The sequence below is a fragment of the Escherichia sp. MOD1-EC6098 genome (assembly GCF_002965865.1).
Classification (GTDB): domain Bacteria; phylum Pseudomonadota; class Gammaproteobacteria; order Enterobacterales; family Enterobacteriaceae; genus Escherichia; species Escherichia marmotae.
The window spans coordinates 131,539-148,364 of record NZ_PTSN01000001.1; the positions used below are offsets into that span (position 1 = coordinate 131,539).

Annotated in this window: 15 protein-coding genes; 11 read left to right on the forward strand and 4 right to left on the reverse strand. The window is 50.1% G+C overall.

The genetic code is table 11. The annotated features are described in order from the left end of the window. Window position 1 precedes the first annotated feature (1 nt). Entirely contained in the window at window positions 2-940 is a 939-nt protein-coding gene (gene fruK, locus C0K55_RS00565; RefSeq protein WP_000091270.1) for a 1-phosphofructokinase, read from the reverse strand. After that, window positions 940-2,070, reverse strand: coding sequence for a fused PTS fructose transporter subunit IIA/HPr protein (gene fruB / locus C0K55_RS00570; RefSeq protein ID WP_105266539.1), 1,131 nt, complete (start codon window positions 2,068-2,070; stop codon window positions 940-942). Before fruB ends, fruK begins: the two co-directional genes overlap by 1 nt. Before the next feature lie 367 nt (window positions 2,071-2,437). Between fruB and setB the strand changes: the two genes are divergently transcribed. Then, the gene (gene setB / locus C0K55_RS00575; RefSeq protein WP_000551958.1) at window positions 2,438-3,619 is read left to right on the forward strand and encodes a sugar efflux transporter SetB; all 1,182 of its coding nucleotides are present in this window, start codon (window positions 2,438-2,440) and stop codon (window positions 3,617-3,619) included. On the opposite strand, the gene C0K55_RS00580 is transcribed toward setB, so the two are convergent. Beyond that, the gene (locus tag C0K55_RS00580) at window positions 3,616-3,870 is read right to left on the reverse strand and encodes a YkgJ family cysteine cluster protein (protein ID WP_001516722.1); all 255 of its coding nucleotides are present in this window, start codon (window positions 3,868-3,870) and stop codon (window positions 3,616-3,618) included. The genes setB and C0K55_RS00580 overlap by 4 nt on opposite strands. Before the next feature lie 154 nt (window positions 3,871-4,024). On the opposite strand from C0K55_RS00580, the gene yeiP reads away from it, so the two are divergent. The 10 genes from yeiP to yejF all read left to right on the forward strand — a co-directional run bounded on the left by yeiP (window position 4,025) and on the right by yejF (window position 16,467). Next, the gene (gene yeiP, locus C0K55_RS00585; protein WP_001136827.1) at window positions 4,025-4,597 is read left to right on the forward strand and encodes an elongation factor P-like protein YeiP; all 573 of its coding nucleotides are present in this window, start codon (window positions 4,025-4,027) and stop codon (window positions 4,595-4,597) included. Window positions 4,598-4,818: 221 nt separating this feature from the next. Further along, a complete protein-coding gene (locus tag C0K55_RS00590) occupies window positions 4,819-6,285 on the forward strand; it encodes a mannitol dehydrogenase family protein (RefSeq protein WP_105266538.1) in 1,467 nt (488 codons plus the stop codon). A 118-nt stretch (window positions 6,286-6,403) separates the two neighbouring features. Then, window positions 6,404-7,390: a zinc-binding GTPase YeiR gene (gene yeiR / locus C0K55_RS00595; protein WP_000198840.1), complete on the forward strand. Its 987-nt coding sequence runs from the start codon at window positions 6,404-6,406 to the stop codon at window positions 7,388-7,390. Between the two features lie 38 nt (window positions 7,391-7,428). After that, complete coding sequence (locus tag C0K55_RS00600) at window positions 7,429-8,133, forward strand: phosphatase PAP2 family protein (protein ID WP_016248969.1); 705 nt, start codon at window positions 7,429-7,431, stop codon at window positions 8,131-8,133. A gap of 421 nt (window positions 8,134-8,554) precedes the next feature. Continuing rightward, the gene (gene mepS, locus C0K55_RS00605; protein WP_000241011.1) at window positions 8,555-9,121 is read left to right on the forward strand and encodes a bifunctional murein DD-endopeptidase/murein LD-carboxypeptidase; all 567 of its coding nucleotides are present in this window, start codon (window positions 8,555-8,557) and stop codon (window positions 9,119-9,121) included. Between the two features lie 182 nt (window positions 9,122-9,303). Next, complete coding sequence (locus C0K55_RS00610) at window positions 9,304-10,860, forward strand: cyclic di-GMP phosphodiesterase (protein WP_000470617.1); 1,557 nt, start codon at window positions 9,304-9,306, stop codon at window positions 10,858-10,860. An 81-nt stretch (window positions 10,861-10,941) separates the two neighbouring features. Then, window positions 10,942-12,756: an extracellular solute-binding protein gene (locus C0K55_RS00615; RefSeq protein ID WP_105224904.1), complete on the forward strand. Its 1,815-nt coding sequence runs from the start codon at window positions 10,942-10,944 to the stop codon at window positions 12,754-12,756. Further along, a complete protein-coding gene (locus C0K55_RS00620; RefSeq protein ID WP_000501591.1) occupies window positions 12,757-13,851 on the forward strand; it encodes a microcin C ABC transporter permease YejB in 1,095 nt (364 codons plus the stop codon). Further along, window positions 13,851-14,876, forward strand: a complete 1,026-nt coding sequence (locus tag C0K55_RS00625; protein WP_105266537.1) for an ABC transporter permease — start codon at window positions 13,851-13,853, stop codon at window positions 14,874-14,876. The genes C0K55_RS00620 and C0K55_RS00625 overlap by 1 nt, the downstream gene beginning before the upstream one ends. Before the next feature lies 1 nt (window position 14,877). Further along, window positions 14,878-16,467: a microcin C ABC transporter ATP-binding protein YejF gene (gene yejF, locus C0K55_RS00630; protein WP_016262157.1), complete on the forward strand. Its 1,590-nt coding sequence runs from the start codon at window positions 14,878-14,880 to the stop codon at window positions 16,465-16,467. Between the two features lie 3 nt (window positions 16,468-16,470). Here yejF and C0K55_RS00635 read toward each other — a convergent pair whose 3' ends face one another. After that, window positions 16,471-16,815 (reverse strand): YejG family protein, encoded by a 345-nt coding sequence (locus tag C0K55_RS00635; protein WP_000202798.1) that lies wholly within the window; start codon window positions 16,813-16,815, stop codon window positions 16,471-16,473. Window positions 16,816-16,826: the final 11 nt, after the last annotated feature.

Consider the following 16,826-nt stretch of genomic DNA (forward strand, 5'->3'; position numbering starts at 1 on the left):
GTCAGTTAAAAGGTTGTAAGTCGACGCGCGCCATCATTGCGGCCAACTGCGGACGATCGGTAATACCTACATTACTTTGACTTACCGCCAGGGCTGCAACAGCCGTCGCCAGACGCAGTGTGTGTTCACTGGATTCACGCATTAGCAAGCCATAAATCAGGCCACCAACCATAGAATCCCCTGCGCCAACGGTGCTTACGACATCGACTGACGGTGGTTTGGCGATCCATTCGCCGGAGGCATTAACCCAAAGCGCGCCTTCGGCACCCAGTGAAATTACAACATGCGCGATACCTTGTTCACGTAGCGCATGTGCAGCTTCAATGACATCTTTCATTTCAGGCAGTTTACGACCCGCCCAGATTTCCAACTCACGGCGGTTAGGTTTCACCAGCCATGGTGCCGCTTTCAAACCAGCCACTAACGCTTCACGGCTACTATCAAAGATAATGCAAGGACACTGACTACGCAGGCGAGTCATCCAGTCGGTGAATGCTTCCGGGCTGACACCTGACGGTAAACTACCGCTGACACAGACCATATCGAACTGACCAAGCCAGCTTAAAGAATCCGTCACAAAGCGTTCCCAGTCGGCTGGAGTAACTTCGAAACCAGAGAAGTTGAGATCGGTGACTTCACCGTCTTTTTCTGTCAGCTTGACGTTAATGCGGGTACGCCCCTGGACAACCTGGAAACGGTTGGCAATGCCCAGCTCGCTGAACAGTTGCTGAAAACCGTCCTGATTGTCTTTGCCGAGGAAACCGCCAACGGTGACATCAATCCCCAGGTCTTTTAAAACTTTGGCCACGTTGATGCCTTTACCCGCTGCATGCAGACCGGTGGTTTTCACCAGGTTCACTTCGCCGCGTTCAATTTCCGGGCAGAAACCGACAAGGTCATAGGCCGGATTGAGGGTGATCGTAGCAACACGTCTGCTCATTACGCGCCCTCCCCAAGACCGGCGGCGATGGCGTCGCCAATGGCTTTCAGCGCCTGTTCAGCATCTGCTCCCTGGGCGGTAAAGCGTAGGCGATGACCTTTCTTAACGCCAAGTGCTACAACTTTCATTAGACTACGTCCATTTGCCGGTTTGCCGGTGCCATCAAGGTTTGTCACGGTAATATCACTGTTAAATTGTTTAATGGTATTGACCAGCATGGTGCCTGGGCGGGCATGCAGGCCGTGTTCATTGCGCACCACAAACTCCGCGCTTAACACGTCGTCGGTCGGCACATCATCGCTGGTCAGCAGCGCCAGCAACGTTGCTGCATCAGCTTTCAACAGACGTTCAGCCTTATTGTCGATCAGCAGGTCGCTCAGACGCTTAAGTACCGCGACTGGCTGATCGTCATTCATCGCCACACTCACCAGCATGGCTGCCGTTTCGCCTTCAACATCAAAAGCATTTGCCGCACGGCTTACCGCAATGGCGCTGCGCAGGTTGCCTTCGGCACTATCGTTCAGCCAGATCCCCTGCCCGAGGTTCAACGGCTGTTCATTGATGGCTTTGGTAACAAAAGCGGTATCAACCGCGCCCGCTTCTTTCAGACGAGCAGCATTCAGCGCCTGAAGAGTCAGCAAATCGCTGGCGACGATATCCAGCGTCAGCATTTCGTTATCAAGCTTCAACTGTTCACTCTGCTTTTCGCCCATCAGCAGTGCGCGCAGTTCTTCTGCAGTGGTGGCTGATTTCAGTTGTTCAGCAACGGAATCATCGCTCAGGACGTGCGTCAGTTGACGCAACAGCCCCAGATGTTCATCCGAGCTGGCGGCAATACCGATAGCAACATACGCCACCTGACCTTCACCCCATGTCACGCCTTCCGGGAACTGAAACACCTGAACGCCGGTTTTCAGTACCTGATCGCGGGTGTCGGTGGTGCCGTGTGGAATAGCAATACCATTGCCGAGGAACGTTGAGGTTTGCTGTTCGCGCGCCAGCATGCCATTGACGTAGCCTTCAGCGACATTACCGGCCTGCACCAGCGCCGCAGCGACCTGGCGAATCGCCTCTTCTTTGTCTCCGGCCTTTTCGCCCGGATGGATGTCCTGTACGAATAACTGGAACATAGTTCTCCTCTCTTGCTGAATTGAAACGATTCAGCTTCTATGAGAAAAAAAGCGCTAACCTGGCTAAGGGTTAAAGACAAGATCGCGCTGAAACGTTTCAAGAAAGCATAATACTTCTGTTTCAGCACGCAAGGGATGGCGCTAAATTATGTACAAAAGTTTGATGTGCTGCACATTTTTTTGCCGATAATCTGAATCGCTGATGGCGAAATTTGTTATCAACATGATCATTTCAGCAGCGTCAGCAAAGGTTCAACAAGAGTGAAATAGCATTTTGATTATTCATGGCGAGTTTGATTTCACTGACTGTTTATTTTCTGACAAGCGGCGTAAACTCCGCGTCTTCATCTTTCAGTGATCGACCAGCATGCATAACTCCCCCGCAGTCTCCAGCGCGAAATCGTTTGACCTGACATCAACGGCATTCTTAATTGTTGCCTTTCTCACCGGCATTGCAGGCGCTCTGCAAACCCCAACGCTCAGTATTTTTCTTACCGATGAGGTACACGCCCGCCCGGCAATGGTGGGATTCTTCTTTACCGGCAGCGCCGTCATCGGGATTCTGGTCAGCCAGTTTCTCGCCGGGCGCTCCGATAAGCGCGGCGATCGTAAATCACTGATTGTCTTTTGCTGCCTGTTAGGCGTGCTGGCCTGCACCCTTTTCGCCTGGAATCGCAACTACTTCATCCTGTTGTTTGTCGGCGTTTTTCTTAGCAGCTTTGGCTCTACCGCCAACCCGCAGATGTTTGCTCTTGCCCGTGAACATGCCGATAAAACCGGGCGTGAAGCAGTGATGTTCAGCTCTTTTTTGCGCGCCCAGGTTTCACTGGCATGGGTCATCGGCCCGCCGCTGGCTTATGCCTTAGCGATGGGTTTCAGCTTTACGGTGATGTATCTCAGCGCGGCGGTAGCGTTTATTGTTTGCGGCGTGATGGTGTGGCTGTTTTTACCGTCGATGCAAAAAGAGGTTCCGCTGGCGACCGGCACGGTTGAAGCACCGCGGCGTAACCGTCGCGATACGCTATTGCTGTTTGTCATTTGTACGTTGATGTGGGGTTCAAATAGCCTGTACATCATCAACATGCCGCTATTTATTATTAACGAACTACATCTTCCAGAAAAACTGGCGGGTGTGATGATGGGGACCGCCGCCGGGCTGGAAATCCCGACGATGTTAATTGCCGGTTATTTTGCCAAACGTCTGGGTAAGCGGTTCTTGATGCGCGTAGCAGCCGTGGGTGGCATCTGTTTTTACGCAGGTATGCTGATGGCACATTCACCTGTCATTCTGTTGGGCTTACAGATGCTGAATGCTATTTTTATCGGTATTCTTGGCGGTATTGGGATGCTCTATTTTCAGGATCTGATGCCCGGCCAGGCGGGTTCAGCAACCACGCTCTATACCAATACATCACGTGTGGGCTGGATTATCGCCGGTTCAGTAGCCGGAATAGTCGCAGAGATCTGGAATTATCATGCAGTGTTCTGGTTTGCGATGGTGATGATTATCGCCACCCTGTTCTGCTTACTGCGGATTAAAGATGTTTAAGGCGCGGTCAGTATTTCCAGATCGATAAGCCAGGTCATTGCCTGCTGACGCGTGTTGCCGCACATTTCTGCACTGGCTTGTAAGCCTGCGCAGACTCTCGGGCGCAGTGGCGAGGTAAAAATTTTACAGCGTTGCTGTTCATCGAGCTGAATGCAGGGTGTATTGGCGGGCTTGCCATCTGGCATACCCGGAATAGGGCTGGAGATTGAGGGGGCGGTACAACACGCCCCGCAATCCGGACGGCATTCCATACATTGTTCTCTTCAGGTTAACCACCGGATTGATGAGCGCGCACAGTACCACCTTTTTTGCACCAGCAAAAGTGCGAATACCTCTTGCCTGAAATGGCCGTCGCGAGTAGTTTGTCGCGATATTTTTGACATTTTCGACTACAGGAATTTTTCGATGCCAAGAGCGAACGAAATTAAAAAAGGTATGGTTCTGAATTACAACGGCAAATTGCTGCTGGTTAAGGATATTGATATTCAGTCCCCCACTGCCCGCGGTGCCGCTACGCTGTACAAAATGCGCTTTTCTGATGTCCGTACCGGGCTGAAAGTAGAAGAGCGTTTCAAAGGTGATGATATCGTTGACACCGTGACGCTGACCCGCCGCTATGTTGACTTCTCCTACGTTGATGGCAACGAATATGTCTTTATGGATAAAGAAGACTATACGCCGTATACCTTCACGAAAGATCAGATTGAAGAAGAACTGCTGTTTATGCCGGAAGGCGGTATGCCTGACATGCAGGTTTTGACCTGGGACGGCCAACTGCTGGCACTTGAACTGCCGCAGACCGTTGATCTGGAAATCGTTGAAACCGCACCAGGCATTAAAGGTGCTTCTGCCAGCGCACGTAACAAACCGGCAACATTAAGCACCGGTCTGGTGATTCAGGTGCCAGAATACTTAAGCCCGGGCGAAAAAATCCGTATCCATATCGAAGAACGCCGTTACATGGGGCGTGCTGACTAACTTCAGCCACATTCAAAAAGGGACTGCTCAGGCTGTCCCTTTTTTAATTTATTATACCAATCTGCTATTTTGTGCTTACTGAACGCCTTCCGCCCGTAAAATTTACTCGTTGATTGATCGCCCTCACACTTCATTGCATTAACAATCCAGACCAATTTCAATTGCTGTCATATAACTTTACACTGCCATTGTTAATTAATCGTTACTGAGACGTGACCTCTATGAATACTATTGCCTCCGTTACGCTCCCCCATCACGTACACACTCCATGCTACGATCGCCAGCAATTGAAATCCCGTATCGTTCATTTTGGCTTTGGAGCCTTTCACCGCGCACATCAGGCATTATTAACCGATCGTGTGCTGAATGCGCAGGGTGGCGACTGGGGAATTTGTGAAATCAGCCTGTTCAGCGGTGAGCAATTGATGAGCCAGCTTCGCGCACAAGACCATTTATACACTGTGTTAGAGAAAGGTGCGGACGGCAATCAGGTGATTATTGTCGGTGCCGTTCACGAATGCCTGAATGCAAAACTGGATTCATTAGCAGCGATTATTGAGAAATTTTGCGAACCGCAGGTGGCGATAGTTTCCCTGACGATTACCGAAAAGGGGTATTGCATCGACCCGGCCACCGGCACGCTCGACACCAGCAATTCGCGCATTATTCACGATCTACAAACGCCGGAAGAACCTCATTCCGCACCAGGCATTCTTGTCGAAGCACTGAAACGCCGCCGTGAACGCGGCCTTGCGCCATTTACCGTGCTCTCCTGCGACAATATTCCCGACAATGGCCATGTGGTGAAAAATGCGGTTTTGGGAATGGCAGAAAAACGCTCACCAGAACTCACCGAATGGATAAAAGAACACGTCAGCTTTCCGGGAACGATGGTTGATCGCATTGTTCCGGCAGCAACCGACGAATCGCTGGCAGAAATTAGCCAGCATCTGGCCGTGAATGATCCCTGTGCGATTAGCTGCGAACCGTTTATCCAGTGGGTAGTGGAAGATCACTTCGTTGCAGGACGTCCAGCCTGGGAAGTCGCAGGTGTACAACTGGTGGATGATGTTTTGCCCTGGGAGGAGATGAAACTGCGCATGCTTAATGGCAGCCACTCTTTTCTCGCTTATCTGGGTTATCTCGCAGGGTTTGCCCATATCAGTGATTGCATGCATGACCGCGCATTTCGCCATGCCGCCAGAACGTTAATGCTGGATGAGCAAGCGCCGACGCTACGGATTAAAAATGTCGATTTGACGCAATATGCGGATAAGTTAATTGAACGTTTTGCCAATCCCGCACTGAAACATAAAACCTGGCAAATCGCGATGGATGGCAGTCAGAAATTACCGCAACGCATGCTGGCGAGCATTCGCATTCATCTGGCGCGCGAAACAAACTGGCCGTTACTGGCGTTAGGAGTCGCAGGCTGGATGCGCTATGTGAGCGGCGTTGATGATGCCGGAAATGCCATTGATGTTCGCGATCCGCTCAGCGATAAAATTCGCGATCTGGTTGCGGAAAGTAGCAGTGAACAACGCGTTAGCGCCCTGCTTTCTCTGCGTGAAGTTTTCGGTGATGACCTGCCCAATAACCCGCATTTTGTGCAGACAATCAAAAATGCCTGGCAACAAATAGCGCAGTTTGGAGCGCATCAGGCACTGTTAAATACCCTCAAAATTTAACGATTTCTGCGGTTAAGGTGGACGGAGGCATGCTTCGTCCGCTCCTTCTCTTCTCTTTTCCAGCTTTTTTAGCCAGGATTAACGCACTGTTAACTAATCTGATTATTGCGGAGCCGTTGTGACCAGGACCAACCTCATCACCGGTTTTCTCGGCAGCGGGAAAACGACGTCAATTCTTCATCTATTAGCCCACAAAGATCCGCAAGAAAAATGGGCGGTGCTGGTTAATGAATTTGGTGAAGTCGGGATAGATGGTGCTTTGCTCGCTGACAGCGGTGCATTACTAAAAGAGATCCCCGGCGGCTGCATGTGCTGCGTTAATGGCTTACCGATGCAGGTGGGGCTGAATACCTTACTGCGCCAGGGAAAACCAGACCGCTTGCTGATAGAGCCTACAGGGCTGGGCCATCCAAAACAGATCCTCGATCTGTTAACCGCTCCGGTTTATGAACCGTGGATCGATCTGCGCGCCACGTTATGTATTCTCGATCCTCGCCTGCTGCTGGATGAAAAAAGCGTCAATAATGAAAATTTCCGTGACCAGTTGGCTGCCGCAGACATTATTGTCGCCAATAAATCCGACCGAGCGACGTCCGAAAGCGAGCAAGCGTTGCAACGCTGGTGGCAACAAAATGGTGGCGATCGGCAATTAATTCACAGCGAACATGGGCAAATTGATGGTCATCTTCTGGATTTACCCCGTCGCAATTTAATCAAATTACCCGCCAGCGCCGCCCATTCACATCAGCATACCGTGAAAAAAGGGTTAGCCGCGTTAAGCCTGCCAGAGCATCAACGCTGGCGTCGCAGTCTCAACAGCGGACAAGGGCATCAGGCCTGCGGTTGGATATTCGATGCTGATACGGTGTTCGACACCGTTGGCATTCTGGAATGGGCGCGGCTTGCACCAGTGGAACGCGTGAAAGGCGTGATGCGTATTCCTGAAGGACTGGTGCGAATCAACCGTCAGGGCGATGACTTGCACATTGAAACGCAAAACGTGGCACCACCGGACAGTCGCGTTGAGCTGATTTCCAGCAGCGAAACTGACTGGAATGCCTTACAGAGCGCGCTGTTGAAGCTTCGTTTAGTGACCAACGCGTAAGGTTGCTTGCGTTTTTCAGTAAGATGATTAGAGAAAATATGATTAAAAATTTGCCGCAAATAGCGTTGTTAAACGTTGTCGGCCTCGCGCTGTTTCTTTCCTGGTACATTCCCGTCAATCATGGATTCTGGTTGCCGATTGACGCGGATATTTTCTATTTTTTTAATCAGAAACTGGTCGAAAGCAAGACTTTTTTATGGCTGGTCGCATTGACCAATAATCGCGCTTTTGACGGCTGTTCACTGCTGGCAATGGGACTGCTGATGCTGAGTTTCTGGCTGAAAGAAAACGCCTCCGGCAGACGCCATATCATGATTATCGGTCTGGTCATGCTGTTAACCGCAGTGGTATTAAACCAGTTGGGCCAGGCATTAATTCCGGTAAAGCGAGCCAGCCCGACATTAACATTTGCGAATATTAACCGCGTCAGCGAACTGTTATCTGTGCCAACAAAAGATGCCTCGCGAGATAGTTTTCCTGGCGATCATGGCATGATGTTGCTTATTTTTTCTGCATTCATGTGGCGTTATTTCGGAAAAGTCGCAGGCGTCATCGCCCTTATTATTTTTGTGGTATTTGCATTTCCCAGAGTGATGATTGGCGCACACTGGTTTACCGATATCATTGTCGGTTCCCTGACTGTGATATTGATTGGTTTGCCCTGGTGGTTGATGACGCCATTAAGTGATCGATTAATCACCTTCTTTGACAAATCATTGCCAGGAAAAAGAAAACATTCCTAAAACAAATAACTCACAGTAATTAACATCATCAGGTTTATTTTCATAGACCGGATAATCCTGATGATGCACTGCATTGCTTTCGTTCATCGAGTAAAATAGTCATTCTCTAACGAAATGAATGGATTGCATGCTTTTTGCTCAATCGTTCTTTAATTGACCAATCCCGGTTATTAACTTTCTGTATCACTTTTTCTTATAAAAAATCATGTAAAACCCCTCGCCAAGACCGCGCCAATCGGGTAATCTCGAACTCGTTTTGCCTCGGCGGTAAATTATCCTCACAGCATATAATTTTGTGCGTTAGTCCACAGATTTGGCCTTAGGGAATTGTTTCAACATGCCCAGGTAATTAGTCTCGTCTCGCTTGGCATTTTTTTATAACGATATTTGTCGTTAAGGACTTCAAGGGAAAACAAACAACATGGTCAAATCTCAACCGATTTTGAGATATATCTTGCGCGGCATTCCCGCGATTGCAGTAGCGGTTCTGCTTTCTGCATGTAGTGCAAACAACACCGCAAAGAATATGCATCCTGAGACACGTGCAGTGGGTAGTGAAACATCATCACTGCAAGCTTCTCAGGATGAATTTGAAAACCTGGTTCGTAATGTCGACGTAAAATCGCGAATTATGGATCAGTATGCTGACTGGAAAGGCGTGCGTTATCGTCTGGGCGGCAGCACCAAAAAAGGTATCGATTGTTCTGGTTTCGTACAGCGTACATTCCGCGAACAATTTGGCTTAGAACTCCCTCGTTCAACTTATGAACAACAGGAAATGGGCAAGTCAGTTTCCCGCAGTAATTTGCGTACAGGTGACTTAGTTCTGTTCCGTGCCGGTTCAACGGGACGCCATGTCGGTATTTATATCGGCAATAATCAGTTCGTTCATGCTTCCACCAGCAGTGGTGTTATTATTTCCAGCATGAATGAGCCGTACTGGAAAAAGCGTTACAACGAAGCACGTCGGGTTCTTAGTCGCAGCTAATAAACCGTTTGGATGCAATCCCTTGGCTATCCTGACGAGTTAACTGAAGGCACTGCTTAAGCAGTGCTTTTTTATTTTCATCCATTATAGAAAATGATGTTTCCATGCCTTGATCCAGGCTATAGTCCCGTCATTCTCTTCTACTTCAGCGTTATCGTAATCTCAGGAATATTAACGGAACTATGTTCATACGCGCTCCCTCTTCCGGACGTAAGATCCTGCTTACCTGCATTATTGCGGGCGTGATGATCGCGATACTTGTCAGTTGCCTTCAGTTTTTAGTGGCCTGGCATAAACATGAAGTCAAATACGACACCTTGATTACCGACGTACAAAAATATCTCGACACCTATTTCACCGAGCTGAAGTCCACTACTGATCACCTCCAGCCACTCACCTTAGATACCTGTCAGCAAGCCAACCCTGAACTGACTGCACGTGCGGCATTCAGTATGAATGTACGAACGTTTGTGCTGGTAAAGGATAAAAAGAGTTTCTGTTCTTCTGCGACTGGTGAGATGGACATTCCGCTCAATGAACTGATTCCGGCGCTCGACATTAGTAAAAATATTGATATGGCAATGTTGCCTGGCACACCGATGGTGCCCAACAAACCCACGATCGTCATCTGGTATCGCAATCCTTTATTAAAAAATAGCGGCGTTTTTGCAGCATTGAACCTGAACCTGACGCCGTATCTTCTCTATAGCTCTCACCAGCAAGATTTCGATGGTATAGCACTCATTATTGGTAATACTGCGATATCGACCTTTACGCCGCATTTGATGAACGTCCGCGAGTTAACCGGCACGCCGGTACGTGAAACCAAAATCGCAGGCATTCCGCTGACTGTTCGACTTTATGCTAACGACTGGACATGGAGTGATGTGTGGTACGCGTTTTTACTGGGTGGAATGAGTGGAACTGTCGTTGGCCTGCTCTGCTATTACCTGATGAGCGTGCGTATGCGCCCTGGCAGAGAGATTATGATGGCCATCAAGCGTGAGCAGTTTTACGTGGTGTATCAACCGGTGGTTGATACACAAACGCTGCGGGTAACGGGTCTGGAAGTGTTACTGCGCTGGCGTCATCCGGTAGTGGGTGAAATCCCCCCGGATGCCTTCATTCATTATGCCGAATCGCAAAAGATGATTGTGCCACTGACCCAGCACCTGTTTGAGCTGATTGCTCGTGACGCGGCAGAATTACACAACGTACTGCCGGTGGGCGTAAAGTTTGGTATTAACATTGCGCCGGACCATTTGCACAACGAGAGCTTTAAAGCCGATATACATCGACTGCTTGCCTCCCTGCCCGCTCACCATTTCCAGATTGTGCTGGAAATTACCGAGCGCGATATGCTGAAAGAACATGAAGCGTCACAACTCTTCGCATGGCTGCATTCTGTCGGCGTGGAAATTGCCATTGATGACTTCGGCACCGGACACAGCGCGCTTATCTATTTGGAACGTTTCACGCTCGATTACCTGAAAATTGACCGCGGTTTCATCAATGCCATAGGTACGGAAACGGTCACCTCACCAGTGCTTGACGCGGTGCTGACGCTGGCGAAGCGTCTCAATATGCTGACAGTTGCTGAAGGGGTTGAAACGCCGGAACAGGCACGCTGGTTACGCGAACGTGGTGTTAATTTCCTGCAAGGTTACTGGATTAGTCGCCCTCTGCCGTTGGATGATTTTATCCGCTGGTTGGAGAAACCGCATACGCCGCAGTGGTAAGGAGTGCTTGTGTCCCTTATTATTCATAGAGAAAGCATGCCGGATTGCGGCTAATGATGAGTAAAAGGAAATCCATTGCAGATGATTGTGCGCATACTGCTGGTGTTTATCACCCTGTTCACCTTCGGTGTGCAGGCGCAGGCTATTAAGGAAAGCTATGCCTTTGCAGTACTGGGAGAACCCAGATATGCCTTTAATTTCAACAATTTTGATTATGTTAATCCTGCCGCGCCAAAAGGCGGGCAGATAACGTTATCCTCCATTGGCACCTTCGATAATTTCAACCGCTATGCACTACGCGGAAACCCCGGTGCACGTACCGAGCAGTTGTACGACACACTATTTACCACCTCCGATGACGAGCCGGGCAGTTATTACCCGCTAATTGCCGAAAGCGCGCGCTATGCCGACGATTATTCCTGGGTTGAAGTTGCTATTAATCCGCGCGCCCGTTTTCATGATGGTTCGCCCATTACTGCCCGCGATGTTGAGTTCACTTTTCAAAAGTTTATGACTGAAGGCGTGCCGCAATTTCGCCTGGTATACAAAGGCACCACAGTTAAAGCCATTGCGCCGTTAACCGTGCGCATCGAATTAGCTAAACCCGGCAAAGAAGATATGCTTAGCCTGTTTTCACTGCCGGTATTTCCAGAAAAATACTGGAAGGGTCACAAACTGAGCGACCCGCTCGCTACGCCTCCACTTGCCAGTGGTCCGTATCGCATTACGGCCTGGAAAATGGGGCAAAATATTGTCTATTCCCGCGTGAAAGATTACTGGGCGGCAAACTTACCGGTAAACCGTGGACGCTGGAATTTCGACACCATTCGCTACGATTATTACCTTGACGATAACGTCGCTTTTGAAGCATTTAAAGCTGGTGCCTTTGATTTGCGCATGGAAAACGACGCCAAAAACTGGGCCACGCGCTATACCGGTAAAAATTTCGACAAAAAATACATTATCAAAGATGAGCAAAAGAACGAATCAGCCCAGGATACACGCTGGCTGGCGTTTAATATTCAGCGCCCGGTATTCAACGATCGCCGGGTTAGGGAAGCCATCACCCTCGCCTTCGACTTTGAATGGATGAACAAGGCCTTGTTTTACAATGCCTGGAGTCGCACTAACAGCTATTTTCAGAATACCGAATACGCTGCCAGAAATTACCCCGACGCTGCGGAACTGGTGCTGTTGGCACCAATGAAAAAAGATCTACCGCCAGAGGTGTTCACACAAATCTACCAGCCGCCAGAATCCAAAGGCGATGGCTACGACCGTGGTAATCTGTTAAAAGCCGACAAACTTCTCAACGAAGCAGGCTGGGTACTGAAGGGTCAGCAACGCGTTAACGCTACGACGGGTCAGCTTCTCAGCTTTGAATTATTGCTTCCAGCCAGCAGTAATAGCCAGTGGGTATTGCCGTTCCAGCACAGCCTGCAACGGCTTGGTATCAACATGGACATTCGCAAGGTGGATAACTCACAAATCACCAACCGAATGCGCAGCCGCGACTATGACATGATGCCACGCGTGTGGCGGGCGATGCCGTGGCCCAGCTCCGATTTACAGATTTCCTGGTCATCGGAATATATCAACTCTACTTATAATGCTCCCGGCGTACAAAGTCCGGTCATCGACTCGCTGATCAACCAAATTATTGCCGCCCAGGGAAATAAAGAAAAATTACTGCCGTTGGGGCGCGCCCTGGATCGCGTATTAACGTGGAATTATTACATGTTGCCGATGTGGTACATGGCGGAAGACCGTCTCGCCTGGTGGGATAAATTCTCCCGCCCGGCAGTGCGTCCCGTTTATAGTCTCGGTATTGATACCTGGTGGTATGACGTCAATAAAGCGGCCAAACTGCCGTCAGCCAGACAACAGGGAGAGTAGATGGGCGCTTACCTGATTCGCCGTCTGTTGCTGGTGATCCCAACGTTATGGGCGATTATCACCATCAACTTTTTTATCGTGCAAATTGCGCCTGGCGGTCCGGTCGACCAGGCCATCGCCGCCATTGAGTTTGGTAATGCCGGAGTATTACCAGGTGCAGGCGGCGAAGGCGTGCGTGCCAGCCATGCACAAACGGGCGTCGGCAACATCAGCGACAGCAACTACCGCGGTGGACGCGGATTGGATCCAGAAGTGATCGCAGAGATCACCCATCGCTACGGTTTCGATAAACCGATCCACGAACGTTACTTCAAAATGCTCCGGGACTACATTTGTTTTGATTTTGGCGACAGCCTGTTTCGTAGCGCCTCAGTGCTGACATTGATTAAAGACAGTCTGCCGGTTTCCATCACCCTCGGATTGTGGAGCACGCTGATTATCTATCTGGTGTCAATTCCGCTGGGTATTCGCAAAGCCGTTTACAACGGTAGTCGCTTTGATGTCTGGAGTAGCGCATTTATTATCATCGGCTACGCTATTCCGGCCTTTTTGTTTGCAATCCTGCTGATTGTCTTCTTCGCGGGCGGCAGTTATTTCGACCTGTTCCCTCTGCGCGGCCTGGTTTCCGCTAATTTTGATTCACTACCGTGGTATCAGAAAATCACCGATTATCTGTGGCACATCACGCTACCCGTGCTGGCGACGGTGATTGGCGGCTTTGCGGCGCTCACCATGCTGACAAAAAACGCCTTTCTTGATGAAGTGCGCAAGCAATATGTGGTTACCGCGCGCGCGAAAGGAGTGAGTGAGAAAAACATTCTCTGGAAACATGTGTTCCGCAACGCCATGCTGCTGGTGATTGCCGGTTTTCCAGCGACTTTCATCAGCATGTTTTTCACCGGTTCGCTGTTGATTGAGGTGATGTTTTCACTCAATGGCCTCGGTTTGCTGGGCTATGAAGCGACCGTCTCGCGCGATTATCCGGTGATGTTTGGCACCTTGTATATTTTCACCCTGATTGGCCTGCTCCTGAATATCGTCAGTGATATCAGCTATACACTGGTCGATCCTCGTATTGATTTTGAGGGACGCTAATGCCGCAACTCAGCCCCGTCAATCAGGCCCGTTGGGCGCGTTTTCGTCATAATCGTCGCGGCTACTGGTCGTTATGGATTTTCCTCTTCTTATTCAGTTTGAGTTTGTGTTCTGAACTGATCGCCAACGATAAACCGTTGCTGGTACGTTATGACGGTAGCTGGTATTTCCCGTTGCTGAAAAACTACAGTGAAAGTGATTTTGGCGGTCCGCTGGCAAGCCAGGCGGATTATCAGGATCCGTGGCTAAAACAACGACTGGAGGATAAAGGCTGGGTACTGTGGGCACCGATTCGCTTTGGTGCTACCAGTATCAATTTTGCGACCGATAAGCCCTTCCCCTCCCCACCCTCACCGCAAAACTGGCTGGGGACGGATGCCAACGGCGGCGATGTGCTGGCGCGTATTCTGTATGGCACACGGATCTCGGTTCTGTTTGGTCTGATGCTGACACTCTGTTCCAGTGTGATGGGCGTGCTGGCGGGGGCGCTGCAAGGTTATTACGGCGGAAAAGTGGATCTCTGGGGGCAGCGCTTCATTGAAGTGTGGTCGGGGATGCCGACGCTGTTTCTGATAATTCTGCTTTCCAGTGTCGTTCAACCTAACTTCTGGTGGCTGCTGGCGATTACCGTCTTGTTTGGCTGGATGGGTCTGGTGGGCGTAGTGCGTGCGGAATTTTTGCGTACCCGTAATTTCGACTACATCCGCGCGGCGCAGGCGCTTGGCGTCAACGATCGCAGTATTATCCTGCGTCATATGTTGCCAAATGCAATGGTCGCTACCCTCACCTTTTTACCGTTTATTTTATGTAGCTCGATCACCACCCTGACCTCGCTCGATTTCCTCGGCTTCGGCTTGCCACTCGGTTCACCATCGCTCGGAGAACTGCTGTTACAAGGGAAAAATAACCTTCAGGCACCGTGGCTTGGGATCACCGCCTTCTTGTCGGTGGCGATATTATTGTCATTGCTGATCTTTATTGGTGAAGCAGTCCGCGACGCATTTGATCCTAATAAGGCGGTGTAGCATGACGCAAACTCTGTTAGCGATTGAAAATTTGTCGGTGGGTTTTCGCCATCAGCAAACCGTTCGCACCGTAGTGAATGATGTTTCGCTACGCATTGAAGCTGGCGAAACGCTGGCGCTGGTGGGTGAGTCTGGCTCCGGCAAGAGCGTTACTGCGCTGTCGATTTTACGTCTTCTCCCTTCCCCGCCTGTTGAATATCTCTCTGGCGATATTCGTTTTCATGGCGAATCGCTGCTTCATGCCAGCGAGCAAACGTTGCGTGGTGTGCGGGGAAATAAGATTGCCATGATTTTCCAGGAGCCGATGGTATCGTTAAACCCATTGCATACTCTGGAAAAACAGCTTTATGAAGTGCTTTCACTGCATCGCGGGATGCGTCGGGAAGCGGCGCGTGGTGAAATCCTTAATTGCCTCGATCGCGTCGGTATCCGCCAGGCAGCAAAACGGCTGACAGACTACCCGCATCAGCTCTCCGGCGGCGAACGTCAGCGGGTGATGATTGCAATGGCGCTACTCACTCGACCGGAATTATTGATTGCTGATGAACCGACTACCGCGCTGGACGTCTCTGTCCAGGCGCAGATTTTGCAATTATTACGCGAACTGCAACATGAACTGAATATGGGTATGTTATTTATTACTCATAACCTCAGCATTGTCAGAAAACTGGCCCACCGCGTGGCAGTGATGCAAAACGGTCGCTGTGTGGAGGAAAATCGCGCCACTGCGCTCTTTGCCTCCCCCGTTCATCCTTACACGCAAAAACTACTCAACAGCGAACCGTCAGGCGATCCAGTGCCGTTGCCAGAGCCAGCCTCAACGTTGCTTGATGTTGAACAGCTTCAGGTCGCTTTCCCCATTCGTAAGGGACTCCTGAAACGCGTCGTCGATCATAACGTGGTGGTGAAAAGCGTCAGTTTTACGCTTCGGGCGGGTGAAACGCTGGGTTTAGTGGGCGAGTCCGGCTCCGGCAAAAGCACCACAGGACTGGCGTTGCTACGATTAATTGACTCTCAGGGCAGCATCGTTTTTGACGGTCAGCCATTGCAAAATCTAACTCGTCGCCAGCTATTGCCCATTCGCCATCGCATTCAGGTGGTATTTCAGGATCCAAACTCCTCACTCAACCCACGACTCAACGTGTTGCAGATTATTGAGGAGGGGTTACGTGTGCATCAACCCACCCTTTCAGCCACGCAACGCGAAGAGCAAGTGAAAGCCGTAATGCAGGAAGTGGGGTTAGATCCTGAAACGCGCCACCGTTATCCGGCGGAGTTCTCGGGAGGTCAACGACAACGTATTGCGATTGCCCGAGCATTGATTCTGAAACCTTCGCTGATCATTCTTGATGAACCAACATCATCGCTCGACAAAACGGTACAGGCGCAAATATTGGCGCTATTAAAATCATTGCAACAAAAGCACCAACTAGCCTATTTGTTTATCAGCCATGATTTGCATGTTGTTCGCGCATTATGTCATCAGGTTATCGTGCTGCGACAGGGAGAAGTAGTGGAACAAGGACCGTGCGCGCGCGTGTTTGCCGCACCGCAGCAGGAGTATACGCGTCAGCTACTGGCGTTGAGCTGATGCTTAAAAAGGATTGTAGTTTGAGAAAGGTTCGGCAATTGCCACACCAAAATTTTTCAGTCGACAGGTGGCGGCGAACTCATCCTGCCGATTAACAAACAGACATGGCTCACCTTCACACTCCAGTACCGAGCACGGAACTTCAATATCGCTTAATGCCTGGCTGAGTTTGTACATCACCGACCATGCGTTATCGCCATCCGGGCTAAGCAATTTAAGCGCCACCAGGCTGTTGTCACCGCACGGTCCATTTTGCGGAATCGGTTCAACTTTTGAACCTGCGAAACCAGCAGACCAACGATAGTTCTGCGGCAGTCGATGGACGATTGAGAGTTGTAATGAAGTCACTTATTTTCCCC

What these genes read in the sequence shown, in the direction of transcription:
- fruK (WP_000091270.1), bottom strand. Translation starts at nt 940, where the DNA reads ATGAGCAGACGTGTTGCTACGATCACCCTCAATCCGGCCTATGACCTT.
- fruB (WP_105266539.1), bottom strand. Translation starts at nt 2,070, where the DNA reads ATGTTCCAGTTATTCGTACAGGACATCCATCCGGGCGAAAAGGCCGGA.
- setB (WP_000551958.1), top strand. Translation starts at nt 2,438, where the DNA reads ATGCATAACTCCCCCGCAGTCTCCAGCGCGAAATCGTTTGACCTGACA.
- C0K55_RS00580 (WP_001516722.1), bottom strand. Translation starts at nt 3,870, where the DNA reads ATGGAATGCCGTCCGGATTGCGGGGCGTGTTGTACCGCCCCCTCAATC.
- yeiP (WP_001136827.1), top strand. Translation starts at nt 4,025, where the DNA reads ATGCCAAGAGCGAACGAAATTAAAAAAGGTATGGTTCTGAATTACAAC.
- C0K55_RS00590 (WP_105266538.1), top strand. Translation starts at nt 4,819, where the DNA reads ATGAATACTATTGCCTCCGTTACGCTCCCCCATCACGTACACACTCCA.
- C0K55_RS00600 (WP_016248969.1), top strand. Translation starts at nt 7,429, where the DNA reads ATGATTAAAAATTTGCCGCAAATAGCGTTGTTAAACGTTGTCGGCCTC.
- mepS (WP_000241011.1), top strand. Translation starts at nt 8,555, where the DNA reads ATGGTCAAATCTCAACCGATTTTGAGATATATCTTGCGCGGCATTCCC.
- C0K55_RS00610 (WP_000470617.1), top strand. Translation starts at nt 9,304, where the DNA reads ATGTTCATACGCGCTCCCTCTTCCGGACGTAAGATCCTGCTTACCTGC.
- C0K55_RS00615 (WP_105224904.1), top strand. Translation starts at nt 10,942, where the DNA reads ATGATTGTGCGCATACTGCTGGTGTTTATCACCCTGTTCACCTTCGGT.
- C0K55_RS00620 (WP_000501591.1), top strand. Translation starts at nt 12,757, where the DNA reads ATGGGCGCTTACCTGATTCGCCGTCTGTTGCTGGTGATCCCAACGTTA.
- C0K55_RS00625 (WP_105266537.1), top strand. Translation starts at nt 13,851, where the DNA reads ATGCCGCAACTCAGCCCCGTCAATCAGGCCCGTTGGGCGCGTTTTCGT.
- yejF (WP_016262157.1), top strand. Translation starts at nt 14,878, where the DNA reads ATGACGCAAACTCTGTTAGCGATTGAAAATTTGTCGGTGGGTTTTCGC.